Source organism: Lelliottia nimipressuralis, from assembly GCF_004115925.1.
GTDB lineage: Bacteria > Pseudomonadota > Gammaproteobacteria > Enterobacterales > Enterobacteriaceae > Enterobacter > Enterobacter nimipressuralis.
Genome location: NZ_SDDX01000001.1, coordinates 423,119 through 436,861, shown reverse-complemented (window position 1 = coordinate 436,861; position 13,743 = coordinate 423,119). Strand labels below are relative to the sequence as shown.

The following is a 13,743-nucleotide window of genomic DNA, read 5'->3' as shown; positions in this document are numbered from 1 at the left end:
TAGGTGTATTCCCATCAAAAAAATATTCTCAACATAAAAAACTTTGTGTAATACTTGTAACGCTACATGGAGATTAACTCAATCTAGAGGGTATTAATAATGAATCGTACTAAACTGGTACTGGGCGCGGTAATCCTGGCTTCTACTATGCTGGCTGGTTGTTCTAGCAATGCTAAAATCGACCAACTGTCTTCTGACGTTCAGACTCTGAACGCTAAAGTTGACCAGCTGAGCAACGACGTGAACGCAATCCGTTCTGACGTTCAGGCTGCTAAAGACGACGCAGCACGCGCTAACCAGCGTCTGGACAACCAGGCTACTAAATACCGTAAGTAATAGTACCTGTTAATAAAATGGCGCACATTGTGCGCCATTTTTTTTGCCTGTTATTCGCCCTACTGCATGACCACCTCTTTCTCGCCTTCAGACACCGCGTCTGATGCGCGACTGTTCTGCACCGATAGCACTGGATTCGCCACCGAGGCGGATGGGCCGTTTCCCGCAGAGACCGCAACCGGAATACCCGCGCGGCGCGACAGCGCTTTATCTATCAGCACTTTGTCATTACCCTCCAGCGACGCAAAGGACGCAAAGCCCGCGTTGTGCACGATTGGCGTGGTTTGCGGGTTCTCCCCTTCGACCTGAGCCAGCGGGCGATGTACTTCTACATAGCGTCTGCCATCGGGTTCAACGGAGAACTTCACCGGCTCGTTGATGATCTGCACGCGGGTCCCCACGCGCGCCTGAGCGAACAGCGCTTTAATGTCCGGCGCATTCATGCGCATACAGCCGGAGCTGACGCGCAGACCGACACTGTCCGGTGCGCTGGTGCCATGAATCAGATACTCCCCGTTGCCTATCCCCAGACGCAGCGCAAAGCGCCCCAGCGGGTTGTTAGGCCCTGCCGGGACCACAGGCGGCAATTTGATACCTTGCGCCAGAGAACGCGCTCTAATGCCCGGTGTAGGCGTCCAGGTTGGATTCGGGATTTTCTGGCTCACGCGCGTGGTGCTGACCGGCGTCTCCAGCCCCAACTGGCCAATGCCTAAAGGATAGACCTGAACGATATTCTCCCCAGGCGGGAAATAGTAGAGCCGCAGCTCGGCCAGGTTCACCACGATGCCCTCGCGCGGCGTATCCGGCAGCAGCATTTGCGACGGAATAGTAATCACCGTCCCGGGCGCGGGATAGACCGGTGCAATCGTATTATTGGTTTCGAGGATCAGTTGCGCCGCGGTATTAAATCGACGGGCAATGGCCTGCAAATTTTTGTCCCCTTCCTGGATGGCGTAGGTTTGATTTTGACCAATAAGGCGGCTGCCCGCTGGCGGCAACGGATAATCCATCGCGCTGGCAGAATTAAGGCCACCGAAAGTGCTGAGCAGTAAAAGTGTAATTATCGACGCGCGCTTCATGCTGAGATTCCTTATTCACTGACAGAACGCCAGAAAGCCGAAAAACCAGCGAGGTGGGAGCCACCTCGCGTAACAGAATGAATGCAGTCTTTTTAGTTTAGCTAATGTTGGAGGCTTTGGAGCGGATTGCGCGGATCATCGCTTCCAGCCCCTGGGATCGGGAGGGGGTTAAGTGTTGCGCCAGTGACATTTTTTCAAACCACGGGCGCACGTCAAAGGCCACAATATCCTGAGCGGACATCTGGTGATACAGAATAAACACGACGGCAACCAGCCCTTTCACAATGGCAGCATCGCTGTCGCCCTGCAATTCAATCACGCCGTCGTCGGTCTGGCGCATCACAATCCAGACCTGGCTCTGACAGCCCTGGATAATGTTCACCGGGCTGTGTGCTGCTTCGCTGAGCGCAGGCAAACGCTGTCCCAGCTCAATGATGTACAGGTATTTCTCTTCCCAGTTGGCGCAACGGGTAAAGTTACGCAACAGTTTGTCTCTGTCCGGCAACGCGGCCATGTCTTGCCTCTCTTAGCCCAGCAGGTGATGGATACGTTTCAGCCCTGTCACCAGCCTGTCGATCTCTTCCGTTGTGTTATACATCACCAGCGACGCGCGGCACATGGCCGGGACCTGGTAAAACGCCATCAGCGGCATCGCGCAGTGGTGCCCGGTGCGCACGGCCACGCCGTAGTTATCCAGGAAACTCCCCACGTCGTAGGCGTGATGTTGACCCAGATTAAAGGCAATGACCCCTTTGCGCGAATCCGGTCCGTAGAGCGTCAGATCCGGCACGCTGGCCAGCTCCGCCAGCGCATAGCGCATCAGCGTCTGTTCGTACTCGGCAATCGCATCCAGCCCAATCGCTGATACGTACTCAACTGCCGCGCCCAGCCCGATAATTCCGCCCGTGTTCGGCGTCCCGGCCTCAAAGCGCCACGGCGCTTTAGCGTAGGTCGTGCCCTGCGTCAGGCTGACGGTGGCAATCATCGACCCGCCCCCTTCCCACGGCGGCATCGCCTGCAGGATATCCTCTTTCACGTACAGCACGCCAATCCCGGTCGGACCATATAGTTTGTGACCGGAAAAGACGTAAAAATCGCAGTCCAGCGCCTGCACGTCGGTGGCGTGGTGCATCACCGCCTGCGCGCCATCCACCAGCACTTTCGCACCGGCCTGATGCGCTTTAGCGATGATCTCGGCAACCGGGTTTTCGGTGCCAAGCACGTTGGAAATCTGGGTAATCGCCACCAGCCGCGTACGGTCGTCGAGCAGGGTATCCAGCAGCTCCAGCTGCAACGTTCCGTCCTGATTGAGGGGGATCACGCGCAGTTGTGCTCCCACACGCTCGCAAAGCATCTGCCACGGCACGATATTGGCGTGATGCTCCATCTGGGTGATGATGATGTTGTCACCCGCATGCACCTGCGCACTGCCCCAACTGTTGGCCACCAGGTTGATGCCTTCAGTGGTGCCGCGCACGAACACCAGCTCTTCCGGTGAACGGGCGTTGAGGAAGGTCGCAAGCTGCGTGCGCACGTTTTCCATCCGCTGCGTCGCTTCGGCGCTGAGGGTATGAATACCGCGATGCACCGCCGCATAGCCGTGGCGATAAAACTCCGCTTCGGCGTCAATCACCTGATTCGGCTTCTGCGCGCTGGCCGCGCTGTCGAGATAGGCAAGCGGCAGACCGTTCACTTCACGGGTCAGGACGGGAAAATCCGCCCGCACTTTCTCTACGGGAAAACTCATGCTTCGCCTCCTGGCAAACGCTGACCAATGCGTGCCAGCACCTGCTGTTTCAGGGTTTCATCGCGCAGCGCTTCCGTCAGCTCCGCGGCAAACGCGTAAATGATCATCTTCTGCGCCGCCTGCTTGTCGATCCCACGCGAGCGCAGATAGAACATCTGTTCATCGTCGATACGGCCAACCGTCGCCCCGTGGCTGCACTTGACGTCATCGGCATAAATTTCGAGCTGCGGCTTGGTGTCCACTTCCGCCAGACGGCCCAGCAGCAGATTGTTGTTCGTCATCTGCCCGTCGGTTTTGATGGCGTGTTGCGCCACGTTAATCAGGCCGTTAAACACCGCCCGCCCTTTGTCATTGGCGATGACTTTATGCATCTGGCGACTGTTACAGTAGCCTTTGTTGTGCTCAAGCCAGGTACGGGTATCGCACACTTCCGACTTCACCGGCATCGCCAGGCTATTCATGCGCAACGTGGTGTTCTCGCCGTTAAGCTGCGTGCTGGTATTGTGGCGCAGCACCGCCCCGCCGAGCAGGAAGCTGTGGCTGTACGCCGCCGCGTCCGGGCCGATGAGCATATCGTTGTGGGCAAAGTGATGGCTCACCGGGTTTTCAAACGCCAGCTTGATGTGATGCAGCTGGGCATTTGCCGCCACGTTCATCGTCAGGCGCGCACCGGTAAAGTGTCTGGTCTCATTCAGGCTGACGTAATGCTCGATAAGTGTCGCTTCCGCCCCCTCAGCCAGGTCGAGATGATGACGATAGTGGGCCGTATTGACCTCTTCGCCCTCCAGCCCCTGCGTGATGTGTAACAGCAGCAGCGGTTTCGCCGGGCGCTGATTACGCTTCACGCGGATATGCGTCACGCCTGACGCCAGGCTTTCGGTCAGATGCAGAAACACTTCCGGCTGCACCGGCGCAGGCAGAGACTGGCGCTGGTCATTGATCTCAACGTCAAATCCGCTGCCTTCAGTGCTGTCGCTCAGTTCCGGGTTATAACGCCCATCAACAAACACCAGACGTACGGCGTCAATATTCAGCGCCAGCGCATCGCGCTGGGCTGGCGTGACATCCGCCAGACGCGTGACAAACTGGCTGTTGAGCAAGCCGTCCAGCGGCGTGTACTTCCAGTTTTCGTGTTTGCGCGTCGGCAGACCGAGACGCAGCATCTGTTGCAGGTGCTGTTGCGCCTGTTCAGACCGCGTTTCGCCCTGGGTTTCAAACAGGCGATGCCACTGCTGCAGTGCGTTACTGCTGTTCGGTAAGCCAGCCATAGCCCTGCTCCTCCAGTTGTTTGACCAGAGTAAAATCGCCGGATTTAACGATGCGGCCCTGATACAGAACGTGGACATAATCCGGTTTGATGTAGTCAAGAATGCGCTGATAGTGGGTGACGATAATAAACGAACGTTTGCCGTCGCGCAGGGAGTTCACGCCGTCAGCAACAATTTTCAGCGCATCGATGTCCAGACCGGAGTCCGTTTCATCCAGAATACACAGCTCCGGCTCCAGCACGGCCATCTGCAGGATATCGTTACGTTTTTTCTCGCCACCGGAGAAGCCGACGTTCACGGAGCGGGTCAGCAAATCTTCCGGCATTTTCAGCAGTTTGATCTTCTCTTCCATCAGATCCTGGAAGTCAAAGCGGTCCAGCTCCTCTTCTCCACGGTATTTGCGCACCGCGTTGAGGGAGGTTTGCAGGAAGAACTGGTTGCTGACGCCCGGAATTTCGACCGGATACTGGAAGGCCATAAAGATGCCTTCACCGGCGCGATCTTCCGGGGAGAGTTCCAGCAGATCTTTGCCTTTGAATTCGACGGACCCGCCGACCACTTCATAATCTTCACGCCCGGCCAGCGTCGCGGAGAGCGTACTTTTCCCGGAGCCGTTTGGCCCCATAATGGCGTGCACTTCACCCGGACGGACGTCAATATTCAGCCCACGCAGGATCGCTTTATCTTCCACACTGACCTGTAAATCTTTAATGCTTAACATGTTTTTTCCTTAACCGACGCTGTGCTCAAGGCTAATCGCGAGTAATTTTTGTGCTTCTACGGCAAATTCCAGCGGCAGCTCAGAGAACACGTCCTTGCAGAAGCCGTTCACAATCATCGAAATCGCATCTTCTTCGCTGATCCCGCGCTGCAGGCAGTAGAACAGCTGGTCTTCGCCGATGCGCGAAGTGGTGGCCTCGTGCTCAAGCTGGGCGCTGTTGTTGCGACACTCCACGTACGGGAAGGTGTGCGCCCCGCAGTCGGTGCCGATCAGCATCGAATCACACTGGGTGAAGTTACGGGCGTTGGTTGCCGTCGGCATGATTTTCACCAGGCCGCGATAGCTGTTCTGGCTGTGCCCGGCAGAAATGCCTTTCGAAATGATCGTCGATTTGGTGTTTTTGCCGATGTGGATCATCTTGGTGCCGGTATCGGCCTGCTGATGGCCGCTGGTCAGCGCCACAGAGTAGAACTCACCGATCGAGTTATCGCCGCGCAGAATGCAGCTCGGGTATTTCCAGGTGATCGCCGAACCGGTCTCGGACTGGGTCCAGGACATTTTACTGTTTTCACCTTCGCACAGGGCGCGCTTGGTCACGAAGTTCAGGATGCCGCCCGTATTACCGTCACCAGGGAACCAGTTTTGCACCGTGGAGTATTTCACTTCGGCGTCTTTGTGAATGATCACCTCAACCACCGCCGCGTGCAGCTGGTAGCTATCGCGCACGGGCGCAGAACACCCTTCGATATAGCTCACGTAGCTGCCTTCGTCGGCCACCAGAATGGTGCGCTCGAACTGGCCGGTTTTTTCCGCGTTGATACGGAAGTAAGTCGACAGTTCCATCGGACAACGCACGCCTTTCGGCACGTAGATAAAGGTGCCGTCGGAGGCGACCGCCGCGTTCAGCGCCGCAAAGAAGTTATCGTTGCTCGGCACCACGGTACCGATGTATTTCTTCACCAGTTCCGGGTGGTCGTGAATGGCTTCGCCAAAGGAGCAGAAGATAATACCCTGCTCGGCCAGCTTGCCTCGGTAGGTGGTGGCAACGGAAACGGAGTCAAAAATGGCGTCGACGGCCACTTCACGTCCTTCGCGCACCGGCACGCCGAGCTGCTCAAAGGCCTCTTCCACCTCTTTGCTCAGGAACGTGTTGGCGCCCGTCTGCTGTACGGCACCCGGCTGAGACGCGCAGGTGTCATCACAGCTGCCGCAGGATGGCGCGGAGTAGTAGCTGTAGTCCTGATAGTTGAGCTTGTCGTAATGCGCTTTCAGCCAGTGAGGTTCTTCCATTTCCAGCCAGGCGCGAAACGCGCTCAGGCGAAACTCGAGCATCCACTCCGGCTCATTACGTTTGGCCGAAATCGCGCGCACCACCTCTTCGTTGATGCCTTTCGCCAGTTCGTCCGTTTGCAGGTGGGTGAAAAAGCCCTCTTTATAGTTGAGGTGCCCGCCACTCCAGGTGTTCACATCGTCAGTTGCTTCAGTATTACGAGACATAGTACCGCCTATACCCCAAAGCTTTCGCCGCAGCCGCATTCATTCTGCGCTTTCGGGTTATTGAATTTGAATAACTGGTTTAAGCCTTCGCGCACGTAATCGACTTCGGTGCCATCGATAAACGGCATCGCCTGCAGTGCGACAAACAGCTTCGCCCCGTCGGTTTCGAACACCAGATCGTCTTTTTCGGGCACGCTCACCGTGTCCAGCACGTAGCCGAATCCGGCGCAGCCAGTCTGTTTAACGCCGAGACGCAAGCCCACAATATCCGGCTTCTTCGCTATCAGCTCGTGAATATGCGCCGCCGCCGTGGGCGTCAGCGTCAAACCACGCCAGGCAAAATCAGCGGGATTAAAGGTTTCTGAATGCAATTCCATAGGTCCACCTCATCTGTTAAGCCACCAGGGGCATTACACCATGTTAGTGATAACGATTATCACTTCAACCCCCTGACAGCAGGGGCTTTCGGCTAAACCGCCCTTTTTGGCTACTTTTATTAAGCATAGACCCTGCGACGCAGCTTATTAGCCTATGAAAAAATTGTTTAATGCTTTGATGTATAACGCATTTGATGGGCTAAAACCGTGAGAACAGCGCAAGGGGAAAATATGTATCGGGAATACCTATTTATTTAATCGGTTTTAGAAAATCTTCAGAATCAACCGACTACCCGAAAATCAGGGCGTTATGTGATTTACGCAAACAAGGCATTCCAGGAAAACACCGAATCATCAGCGCGTCAGGGATAAGGGACTAAACTTTATGTGACACCAAAAGGAGATAAGTATGTCATCACATGATTTTGAGAATGAAGCCGATCGCCTGGCGAAAAAAGCCCTGAACAAAGCCGATGAATTTGCAGGCGAAGCGCAGTCCCAGTTTGGCGATGCGGTTGATTCACCGAAACATCAGCTGAAAGGCGCCGCACGCAAATACGCAGCACAAGCATCAGACGTCGCTTCAGAGGTCTCTGACAGAGTTCGTGATAATCCATTGACTGGGCTGATGGCGGCAGGCGCAATCGGGCTGATCATCGGTTTATTGGTCGGCAGGAAATAAGCCGCGAATAAGCAGCAAATATGGCAGGCCCGAAAGGGCCTTTTTAGTCTTGTCAGGCGATTAGCCGTTGATAAATGAGACGGAAAAACCTTGTTCGCGCCAGTGATCTAACTGCTCCTGCTGACGCATTGACGGCGCATGGCCCGTCCAGACAAATATTTTTTGCCCCGGGAACAGCTCGGGTTTCGGCGAGTCAATCGGCTCAGCCAGCACATCAATATGCCAGCCCTGCTGCGACAGGCGCCCGGCTTCCAGCCATAAACGCGTACGATCGTCCGTATCCCACCCAATCAGCAACGCTTCGTTGCCCGGTTTTTTGCGCGCTTCAGCCAGAAGCATCGCAATGAAATCGATCAGCACCCCATCCAGCAGGCTGGACATGTGTCGGGCGGTGTTGTGATCCAGGCTTAAACGCTGACGAACCGGAATGAAAATGTGATCGATGAGAACTTCTATGGCGTGGTCGCGACGGAATTCAGAAATTTTAAGTCGCAGTTTCGCGGGACTGGCAAACCGCAGCACCGTCATCATCTCTTCCTGAAGAGAGATCCAGTTGCTGTCCACCAGAGGAACGCCGACTTCCAGTAACGCCTTTACCTTGCCAACCGAAATGCCGGTTTTCATGAGGCGTTTAATCTCCTCGATGCGCTGGATATCCTCTTCGTCAAACTGACGATGGCCCCCTTCACTGCGCTGCGGCTTCAACAAACCGTAGCGTCGCTGCCAGGCGCGCAGTGTGACGGGGTTGATTCCGCATCGTTCGGCGACTTCGCCGATACTGTATAAGGCCATTAACTCCCTCATGCTTAAACGCAATACTTCCATACCAAACCTGATCAACTTTAGCAGATTGTATAACCTGATTGTATAACTAACAATTGACCAGGGTACAAGTCGATTTTGTACAAGATGACGTGTACCTGGTCTGATTTGTACAACCTTTACGACGCTATCCCTGTTTTTTCTCCGGCCACGCCACGGCTGGAATCCCGCCAAAACGCGGGCTGGCAAACAGATGTCCCTGGAACTGGGAGATCCCCGCCGACTCAAGCCACATCCACTCTTCCGCCTTTTCGACACCCACGGCACACACCAGGATTTCAAGGGATGTACAGCATTTGATGATGGCCTGAATAATCGCCTGTCGCGGGCCGCTGCGATGGACATCCGCCACCAGATCGCGATTAATCTTGATTCGGTCTGGCTGGAACTGTGCCAGCAATAATAGCCCTGCGAAACCCGCGCCAAAGTGATCGATTGCCACGCTGATACCGGCACTTTTGAGCTGGCGGACGGCGTCTTTAAATTCATCAAAGCGCGAAATCACTTCGCTCTCGGTGAACTCGACCACAATCTGCTCCGGCACCAGACCGTTGGCTTCAATCTCATTTAACAGAAATCCCACCGCGCCCGGCACATTTACCAGCGTCATTGGCAGCAGGTTGACGGATAAGGCCTGCTCCTGAAGGCGTAACTTGCCGGCCATGGCAAACGCCACTTTCTTACTCTGCAAATCCGCCTCGTAAATCTCGTTGCCAGAGAATTTTTTGAAGTAGGCATCCGGAGAGCCGCCGTCAGCGGTGCGGATCAGGGCCTCATAGGAGACCAGTTCCCGGGCAAAGGGATCGACAATCGGCTGAAAGGCAAAGCCGCAATCAGCCGATGCGTCGAGCGTCAGGGGTTCTGCCGGTGCAACATCGTCGTCCGGGATAAAGTCCCAGCTATCGCCGTCAGGAATTTCGTAGTAGTTGGCTTTTTCCGTCGCTTCAACGAAGGTACGGAAGAACTGCAATGCGCGATCGTTGTAGGTCAGCTGGTACTTGGTCGTCCCTTTATCAAGCACCTTCTGGAGTACTTCCTGGCGATCATAAGTGCGTAAATCGAACAGCTCCATTCCTGCTTTGCCAAAGCGTCGCGACGGCGCGTAATCGCACAGCAGCTCCACCAGGTTGTAGTGGCGCGGATCTTTGCAAATGTCGGCGTAAATGCGGAAAACGCTCTCTTCCGGCCCTTCCAGCAGCTGGAAAAAGTGCGTTCCATTGAACAGTAAAATCCCGGTGACGTCGGATTCCCCGTTCTTAATGTTCGCTCCCGCGACCATCTCTTCCAGCGCTTTCACCGGAACGTTTTCGCAGAGATGGCTGCGGTAGATTATTGTCGTGAGCATAGTCGTCCTGGTGAGTAGAAGGTTACCCCCGCGGCGTGTCGCGGGGGTCAGGTCATTGTTATACCACATTAATTGATTAACAAATAATTCACATTTCAAACAGTTCAGCCGGATTCCACAGCCTCCCGCGCGTTTGTACAGAATTTTCAGAGTGAAACATCTTGTACAATATATTCTGTACTGATATCGAATCAAACACATTGTAACTTACTGATAAAAAACAAATAGCACTTTTTGCTTAAAATTAAGGTAAAAAACTGTACATCAAAAATGTACAACTTTTTAAAAAACGTATAACTTAAATCGTAACTTAGCTGACTACTTAATTTTACAGGAGTGATACATGCGTCAGAACAGCTACATTCCCGATAGCGGTAATGCGATTGTCCAGTACTTCGAGAAAGCTGCGCTACCTACTCAGCAAGAAACCCTGGGACAGATCGTAGTAGAGATCCTGAGCGATGGTCGTCATTTGAATCGCAAAAACCTGTGCACCAAGTTACTCAGCCGTCTTGATAAGGCGTCCGGTCCAGAAGAAGAGAGCCACTACCATGCATTGATTGGTTTGCTATTTGATCGCTGAGATCCAATAGCAAACCCATTTAACAGATCACCTGGTTTTTAAGTCAATTCTGACGAAGGAACGTTTCAGGCACAAAAAGACCTGGCAATCTTCAGCAGACCCCCTTAAAAGGGGATCTGACTTAATGCCGCACGGCGTGACGTCACCCTGCGGCAATCAGAGATGCAGTTATGAACAGAAGTGAAATAGAGCAATTAACAGATGAATTAATTGGAGAGGCGGTTTTATCTCTTCTGAAAGAGCACGGCCCTGTCAGCAAGCAGTCTCTCGTGCGGAGACTGCGGGACATGGAGGCGAGTGAGGCCGACCCTCGCCGTCGCGAAGCCCTCGCGGCGGTGATAGCCGAAATCAGCGCCAGCGGTACGCCGTTCGCACAACGTAAGAGAGCCCGCCCTCAGAGGGATCTGAACGGTCTAAAAAGCGAGCAAAGCGATAATGTTTTCCCGCTGTTTGGCGATGGCAAGCCCAGCGGTTCAAAAAACATACACTAACAGCAACCGATCAATAACCCTTACGGTGAGAATAAATGAGACAAAATATTCAAGTTCAACCCGCTGCGTATACTGGTTTTCATGATACCGCGCTGTCTGAATATTTCCGTAATGCAGGCGACAGACTGGCCGATGAATCCGCGCTTTTCGCCTCTGCGGTGAGCTGTATCATGGCGTCAGAAGGGCATCTGACCAACAAAGCCATTATCCTCTGGCTGATTAACGCCCTTGAAACCACCGACGATGTGGTGATGGCTGACGTGATCCGCAAAACCCTCGAAATCGTGGTTGGCTATACCATGGACGATATCTAAAAAAACGATTTCGCCCCCGAAGGCCAGAAGAGCGTCGCACCCTGCTGCGTTTCTCACTGGCCTTTTCTTTTGTCGACACTTTTGTCGAATGTCATGTCGAGCCAGGCGTTCAAAACCAAACAACTCCTGTTAAATCAATGAAATGAAATCTGGCACAGAACCTGCTTAGCAGGAATGTCAGATGACGCACATTCAACATATTGAATCGCATGATGTATTGCGGACCTCCGCAATACCTTAATTCATTTCTTAACAGGTCTGTTATTGATGAAAAAAATCGCAAGCGTCTGCCCCTACTGTGGCGCAGGCTGTAAATTAAATCTCGTTGTAGAAAACAACCGTATCCTCCGTGCCGAAGCCGCTGAAGGCGTCACCAACCAGGGCACCCTGTGCCTGAAAGGCTTTTACGGCTGGGACTTTCTCAACGATACCCGTCTGCTCACCCCTCGCCTCACCCAGCCGATGATCCGCTATAACAAAGGAGACAAATTCACCCCTGTCACCTGGGAAGAGGCGATCCGCTACACCGCCAGCAAACTGAAAGCCATCAAAGAGCAATACGGCCCACGCGCGATCATGACGACCGGATCGTCACGCGGTACCGGCAACGAAACCAACTACGTGATGCAGAAGTTTGCACGCGGTGTACTTAACACCAATAACGTGGACTGCTGTGCCCGCGTCTGCCACGGCCCGTCAGTGGCCGGCTTGCAGAAGACGCTCGGCAACGGCGCAATGAGTAACTCCATAAACGATATCGAGAACTCAGCATGTCTGCTGGTGTTCGGCTATAACTGCGCCGATTCGCACCCGATCGTCGCCCGTCGGGTGCTCAAAGCCCGACAAAACGGTGCCAAAATCATCGTCTGCGATCCGCGTCGCATCGAAACTGCGCGTATCGCCGATCAGCATTTGCAGCTCAACAACGGCAGCAATATGGCGCTGGTCAATGCCTTTGGCTACGTTCTGCTGGAAGAGGAACTTTACGACAAAAACTACATCGCGCGCTTCACCGATGGCCTCGACGAATATCGTAAAATCGTTGCGGATTACGCGCCTGAGAAGGTCGAACATCTGACCGGCATCCCGGCGCGCGACGTGCGTCAGGCGATGCGCACCTTCGCCGCCGCGCCGTCCGCCACGGTGATGTGGGGCATGGGCGTGACCCAGTTCGGCCAGGCTGTGGATGTGGTGAAAGGCCTGTCGAGCCTGGCGCTGCTGACCGGCAATCTCGGCCGCCCTGCCGTCGGCGTCGGCCCGGTTCGCGGGCAAAATAACGTACAGGGCGCGTGCGATATGGGCGTGCTGCCGAACATGTTCCCTGGCTATCAGGACGTGACGGATGCCGCCGTGCGCGCGAAGTTTGCTGACGCCTGGGGGATTGACGTCAACACCATGGACGACCAGGTCGGCACACGCATCACCGAAGTGCCGCACCTGGCGCTGGAAGGCAAAATCAAAGCCTACTACATCATGGGGGAAGACCCGCTCCAGACCGAAGCGGATCTGGGCCTGGTGCGTCGCGGCTTTGAGGCGCTCGACTTCGTGGTGGTACAGGACATCTTCATGACCAAAACCGCCGAAGTCGCCGATGTGCTGTTACCTGCGACCTCCTGGGGTGAGCACGGCGGCGTGTTTACCTGTGCAGACCGCGGCTTCCAGCGCTTCGGTAAAGCAATTGAGGCCAGCGGCAACGTGAAACGCGACTGGGAGATCATCAGCCTGCTTGCCAGCGCGATGGGCTATCCGATGCATTACGACTCCAACCAGCAGATTTGGGACGAAATGCGCGAACTCTGCCCGCTGTTCTTCGGCGTCACCTACGAAAAAATGGGTGAGATGGGCCACGTGCAATGGCCATGTCCGACGCTGGATCACCCCGGCACGCCCTACCTGTACAAAGACAATCAGTTCGATACGCCCAATGGTAAAGGCCAGCTCTTTGCCGCCCCGTGGCGCGCGCCTGCTGAAGTGCCGGACGCAGACTATCCGTTAGTGCTGTGTACAGTACGCGAAGTCGGCCACTACTCCTGCCGTTCGATGACCGGTAACTGCGCCGCGCTGCAAAGCCTGGCCGATGAACCGGGACGGGTGCAGATGAATCCGGCGGATGCCGACGCGCTGGGGGTAAGAGACGGACAGCTGGTGTGGGTACGTTCGCGTCGCGGGAAAGTGATCACCCGGGCGAACGTCAGCGAGCGCATTAATCCGGGCGCGGTATACATGACTTACCAGTGGTGGATCGGAGCCTGTAACGAACTGACTCAGGATAATCTGGACCCGACCTCGAAAACGCCGGAAACCAAGTACTGCGCGGTTAAACTGGAGGCCATCGACGATCAGCGCTGGGCGGAAGATTATGCCGCCTCTGCCTATCAGTCGATGAAAACCCGGCTGATTGACGCGGTGAACGTTTAGCCACCCGATCGCTTAACAGATAAAAACAAAAAAGGCCGCATGAGCGGCCTTTTAAACAAGCGG

15 protein-coding genes are annotated in these 13,743 nt (G+C 54.8%); 6 read left to right on the top strand and 9 right to left on the bottom strand.

Annotation, left to right across the window (positions count from 1 at the left end; all coding sequences use genetic code 11):
* Positions 1 to 99 precede the first annotated feature (99 nt).
* The gene (locus ETG88_RS02100) at positions 100 to 336 is read left to right on the top strand and encodes a major outer membrane lipoprotein (RefSeq protein WP_095281761.1); all 237 of its coding nucleotides are present in this window, start codon (positions 100 to 102) and stop codon (positions 334 to 336) included.
* A gap of 59 nt (positions 337 to 395) precedes the next feature.
* Here ETG88_RS02100 and ldtE read toward each other — a convergent pair whose 3' ends face one another.
* The 7 genes from ldtE to sufA form a co-directional block, all read right to left on the bottom strand.
* Entirely contained in the window at positions 396 to 1,415 is a 1,020-nt protein-coding gene (ldtE, locus tag ETG88_RS02095) for a L,D-transpeptidase LdtE (RefSeq protein WP_100780442.1), read from the bottom strand.
* A 97-nt stretch (positions 1,416 to 1,512) separates the two neighbouring features.
* Entirely contained in the window at positions 1,513 to 1,929 is a 417-nt protein-coding gene (gene sufE / locus ETG88_RS02090; RefSeq protein WP_129034435.1) for a cysteine desulfuration protein SufE, read from the bottom strand.
* Positions 1,930 to 1,941: 12 nt separating this feature from the next.
* Positions 1,942 to 3,162, bottom strand: a complete 1,221-nt coding sequence (sufS, locus tag ETG88_RS02085; RefSeq protein WP_107703720.1) for a cysteine desulfurase SufS — start codon at positions 3,160 to 3,162, stop codon at positions 1,942 to 1,944.
* On the bottom strand, positions 3,159 to 4,430 hold the full coding sequence (sufD, locus tag ETG88_RS02080; RefSeq protein ID WP_129034434.1) for a Fe-S cluster assembly protein SufD: 1,272 nt from the start codon (positions 4,428 to 4,430) through the stop codon (positions 3,159 to 3,161). The genes sufS and sufD overlap by 4 nt, the downstream gene beginning before the upstream one ends.
* Positions 4,405 to 5,151 (bottom strand): Fe-S cluster assembly ATPase SufC, encoded by a 747-nt coding sequence (sufC, locus tag ETG88_RS02075; RefSeq protein WP_095281756.1) that lies wholly within the window; start codon positions 5,149 to 5,151, stop codon positions 4,405 to 4,407. The genes sufD and sufC overlap by 26 nt, the downstream gene beginning before the upstream one ends.
* A 9-nt stretch (positions 5,152 to 5,160) precedes the next feature.
* Entirely contained in the window at positions 5,161 to 6,648 is a 1,488-nt protein-coding gene (gene sufB, locus ETG88_RS02070; protein WP_129034433.1) for a Fe-S cluster assembly protein SufB, read from the bottom strand.
* 8 nt (positions 6,649 to 6,656) lie between these two features.
* Positions 6,657 to 7,025: a Fe-S cluster assembly scaffold SufA gene (gene sufA, locus ETG88_RS02065; RefSeq protein WP_095281754.1), complete on the bottom strand. Its 369-nt coding sequence runs from the start codon at positions 7,023 to 7,025 to the stop codon at positions 6,657 to 6,659.
* Positions 7,026 to 7,434: 409 nt separating this feature from the next.
* Here sufA and ETG88_RS02060 point away from each other — a divergent pair, with 409 nt between their 5' ends.
* Positions 7,435 to 7,707: an ElaB/YgaM/YqjD family protein gene (locus ETG88_RS02060; protein WP_100780447.1), complete on the top strand. Its 273-nt coding sequence runs from the start codon at positions 7,435 to 7,437 to the stop codon at positions 7,705 to 7,707.
* 60 nt (positions 7,708 to 7,767) lie between these two features.
* On the opposite strand, the gene ETG88_RS02055 is transcribed toward ETG88_RS02060, so the two are convergent.
* On the bottom strand, positions 7,768 to 8,499 hold the full coding sequence (locus ETG88_RS02055) for a MerR family transcriptional regulator (RefSeq protein ID WP_100780448.1): 732 nt from the start codon (positions 8,497 to 8,499) through the stop codon (positions 7,768 to 7,770).
* 157 nt (positions 8,500 to 8,656) lie between these two features.
* Positions 8,657 to 9,874 carry a diguanylate phosphodiesterase gene (locus ETG88_RS02050; protein WP_129034432.1) on the bottom strand — a complete coding sequence of 406 codons (1,218 nt, stop codon included), beginning with the start codon at positions 9,872 to 9,874 and terminating at the stop codon, positions 8,657 to 8,659.
* A gap of 343 nt (positions 9,875 to 10,217) precedes the next feature.
* On the opposite strand from ETG88_RS02050, the gene ycgZ reads away from it, so the two are divergent.
* The 4 genes from ycgZ to fdhF all read left to right on the top strand — a co-directional run bounded on the left by ycgZ (position 10,218) and on the right by fdhF (position 13,680).
* Positions 10,218 to 10,457, top strand: coding sequence for a regulatory protein YcgZ (gene ycgZ, locus ETG88_RS02045; RefSeq protein WP_100780450.1), 240 nt, complete (start codon positions 10,218 to 10,220; stop codon positions 10,455 to 10,457).
* 170 nt (positions 10,458 to 10,627) lie between these two features.
* Entirely contained in the window at positions 10,628 to 10,948 is a 321-nt protein-coding gene (locus ETG88_RS02040; RefSeq protein WP_100780451.1) for a hypothetical protein, read from the top strand.
* Between the two features lie 35 nt (positions 10,949 to 10,983).
* Positions 10,984 to 11,262 (top strand): biofilm development regulator YmgB/AriR family protein, encoded by a 279-nt coding sequence (locus ETG88_RS02035; protein WP_100780452.1) that lies wholly within the window; start codon positions 10,984 to 10,986, stop codon positions 11,260 to 11,262.
* 267 nt (positions 11,263 to 11,529) lie between these two features.
* Positions 11,530 to 13,680, top strand: coding sequence for a formate dehydrogenase subunit alpha (gene fdhF, locus ETG88_RS02030; RefSeq protein ID WP_129034431.1), 2,151 nt, complete (start codon positions 11,530 to 11,532; stop codon positions 13,678 to 13,680).
* Positions 13,681 to 13,743: the final 63 nt, after the last annotated feature.

What these genes read in the sequence shown, in the direction of transcription:
- ETG88_RS02100 (WP_095281761.1), top strand. Translation starts at nt 100, where the DNA reads ATGAATCGTACTAAACTGGTACTGGGCGCGGTAATCCTGGCTTCTACT.
- ldtE (WP_100780442.1), bottom strand. Translation starts at nt 1,415, where the DNA reads ATGAAGCGCGCGTCGATAATTACACTTTTACTGCTCAGCACTTTCGGT.
- sufE (WP_129034435.1), bottom strand. Translation starts at nt 1,929, where the DNA reads ATGGCCGCGTTGCCGGACAGAGACAAACTGTTGCGTAACTTTACCCGT.
- sufS (WP_107703720.1), bottom strand. Translation starts at nt 3,162, where the DNA reads ATGAGTTTTCCCGTAGAGAAAGTGCGGGCGGATTTTCCCGTCCTGACC.
- sufD (WP_129034434.1), bottom strand. Translation starts at nt 4,430, where the DNA reads ATGGCTGGCTTACCGAACAGCAGTAACGCACTGCAGCAGTGGCATCGC.
- sufC (WP_095281756.1), bottom strand. Translation starts at nt 5,151, where the DNA reads ATGTTAAGCATTAAAGATTTACAGGTCAGTGTGGAAGATAAAGCGATC.
- sufB (WP_129034433.1), bottom strand. Translation starts at nt 6,648, where the DNA reads ATGTCTCGTAATACTGAAGCAACTGACGATGTGAACACCTGGAGTGGC.
- sufA (WP_095281754.1), bottom strand. Translation starts at nt 7,025, where the DNA reads ATGGAATTGCATTCAGAAACCTTTAATCCCGCTGATTTTGCCTGGCGT.
- ETG88_RS02060 (WP_100780447.1), top strand. Translation starts at nt 7,435, where the DNA reads ATGTCATCACATGATTTTGAGAATGAAGCCGATCGCCTGGCGAAAAAA.
- ETG88_RS02055 (WP_100780448.1), bottom strand. Translation starts at nt 8,499, where the DNA reads ATGGCCTTATACAGTATCGGCGAAGTCGCCGAACGATGCGGAATCAAC.
- ETG88_RS02050 (WP_129034432.1), bottom strand. Translation starts at nt 9,874, where the DNA reads ATGCTCACGACAATAATCTACCGCAGCCATCTCTGCGAAAACGTTCCG.
- ycgZ (WP_100780450.1), top strand. Translation starts at nt 10,218, where the DNA reads ATGCGTCAGAACAGCTACATTCCCGATAGCGGTAATGCGATTGTCCAG.
- ETG88_RS02040 (WP_100780451.1), top strand. Translation starts at nt 10,628, where the DNA reads ATGAACAGAAGTGAAATAGAGCAATTAACAGATGAATTAATTGGAGAG.
- ETG88_RS02035 (WP_100780452.1), top strand. Translation starts at nt 10,984, where the DNA reads ATGAGACAAAATATTCAAGTTCAACCCGCTGCGTATACTGGTTTTCAT.
- fdhF (WP_129034431.1), top strand. Translation starts at nt 11,530, where the DNA reads ATGAAAAAAATCGCAAGCGTCTGCCCCTACTGTGGCGCAGGCTGTAAA.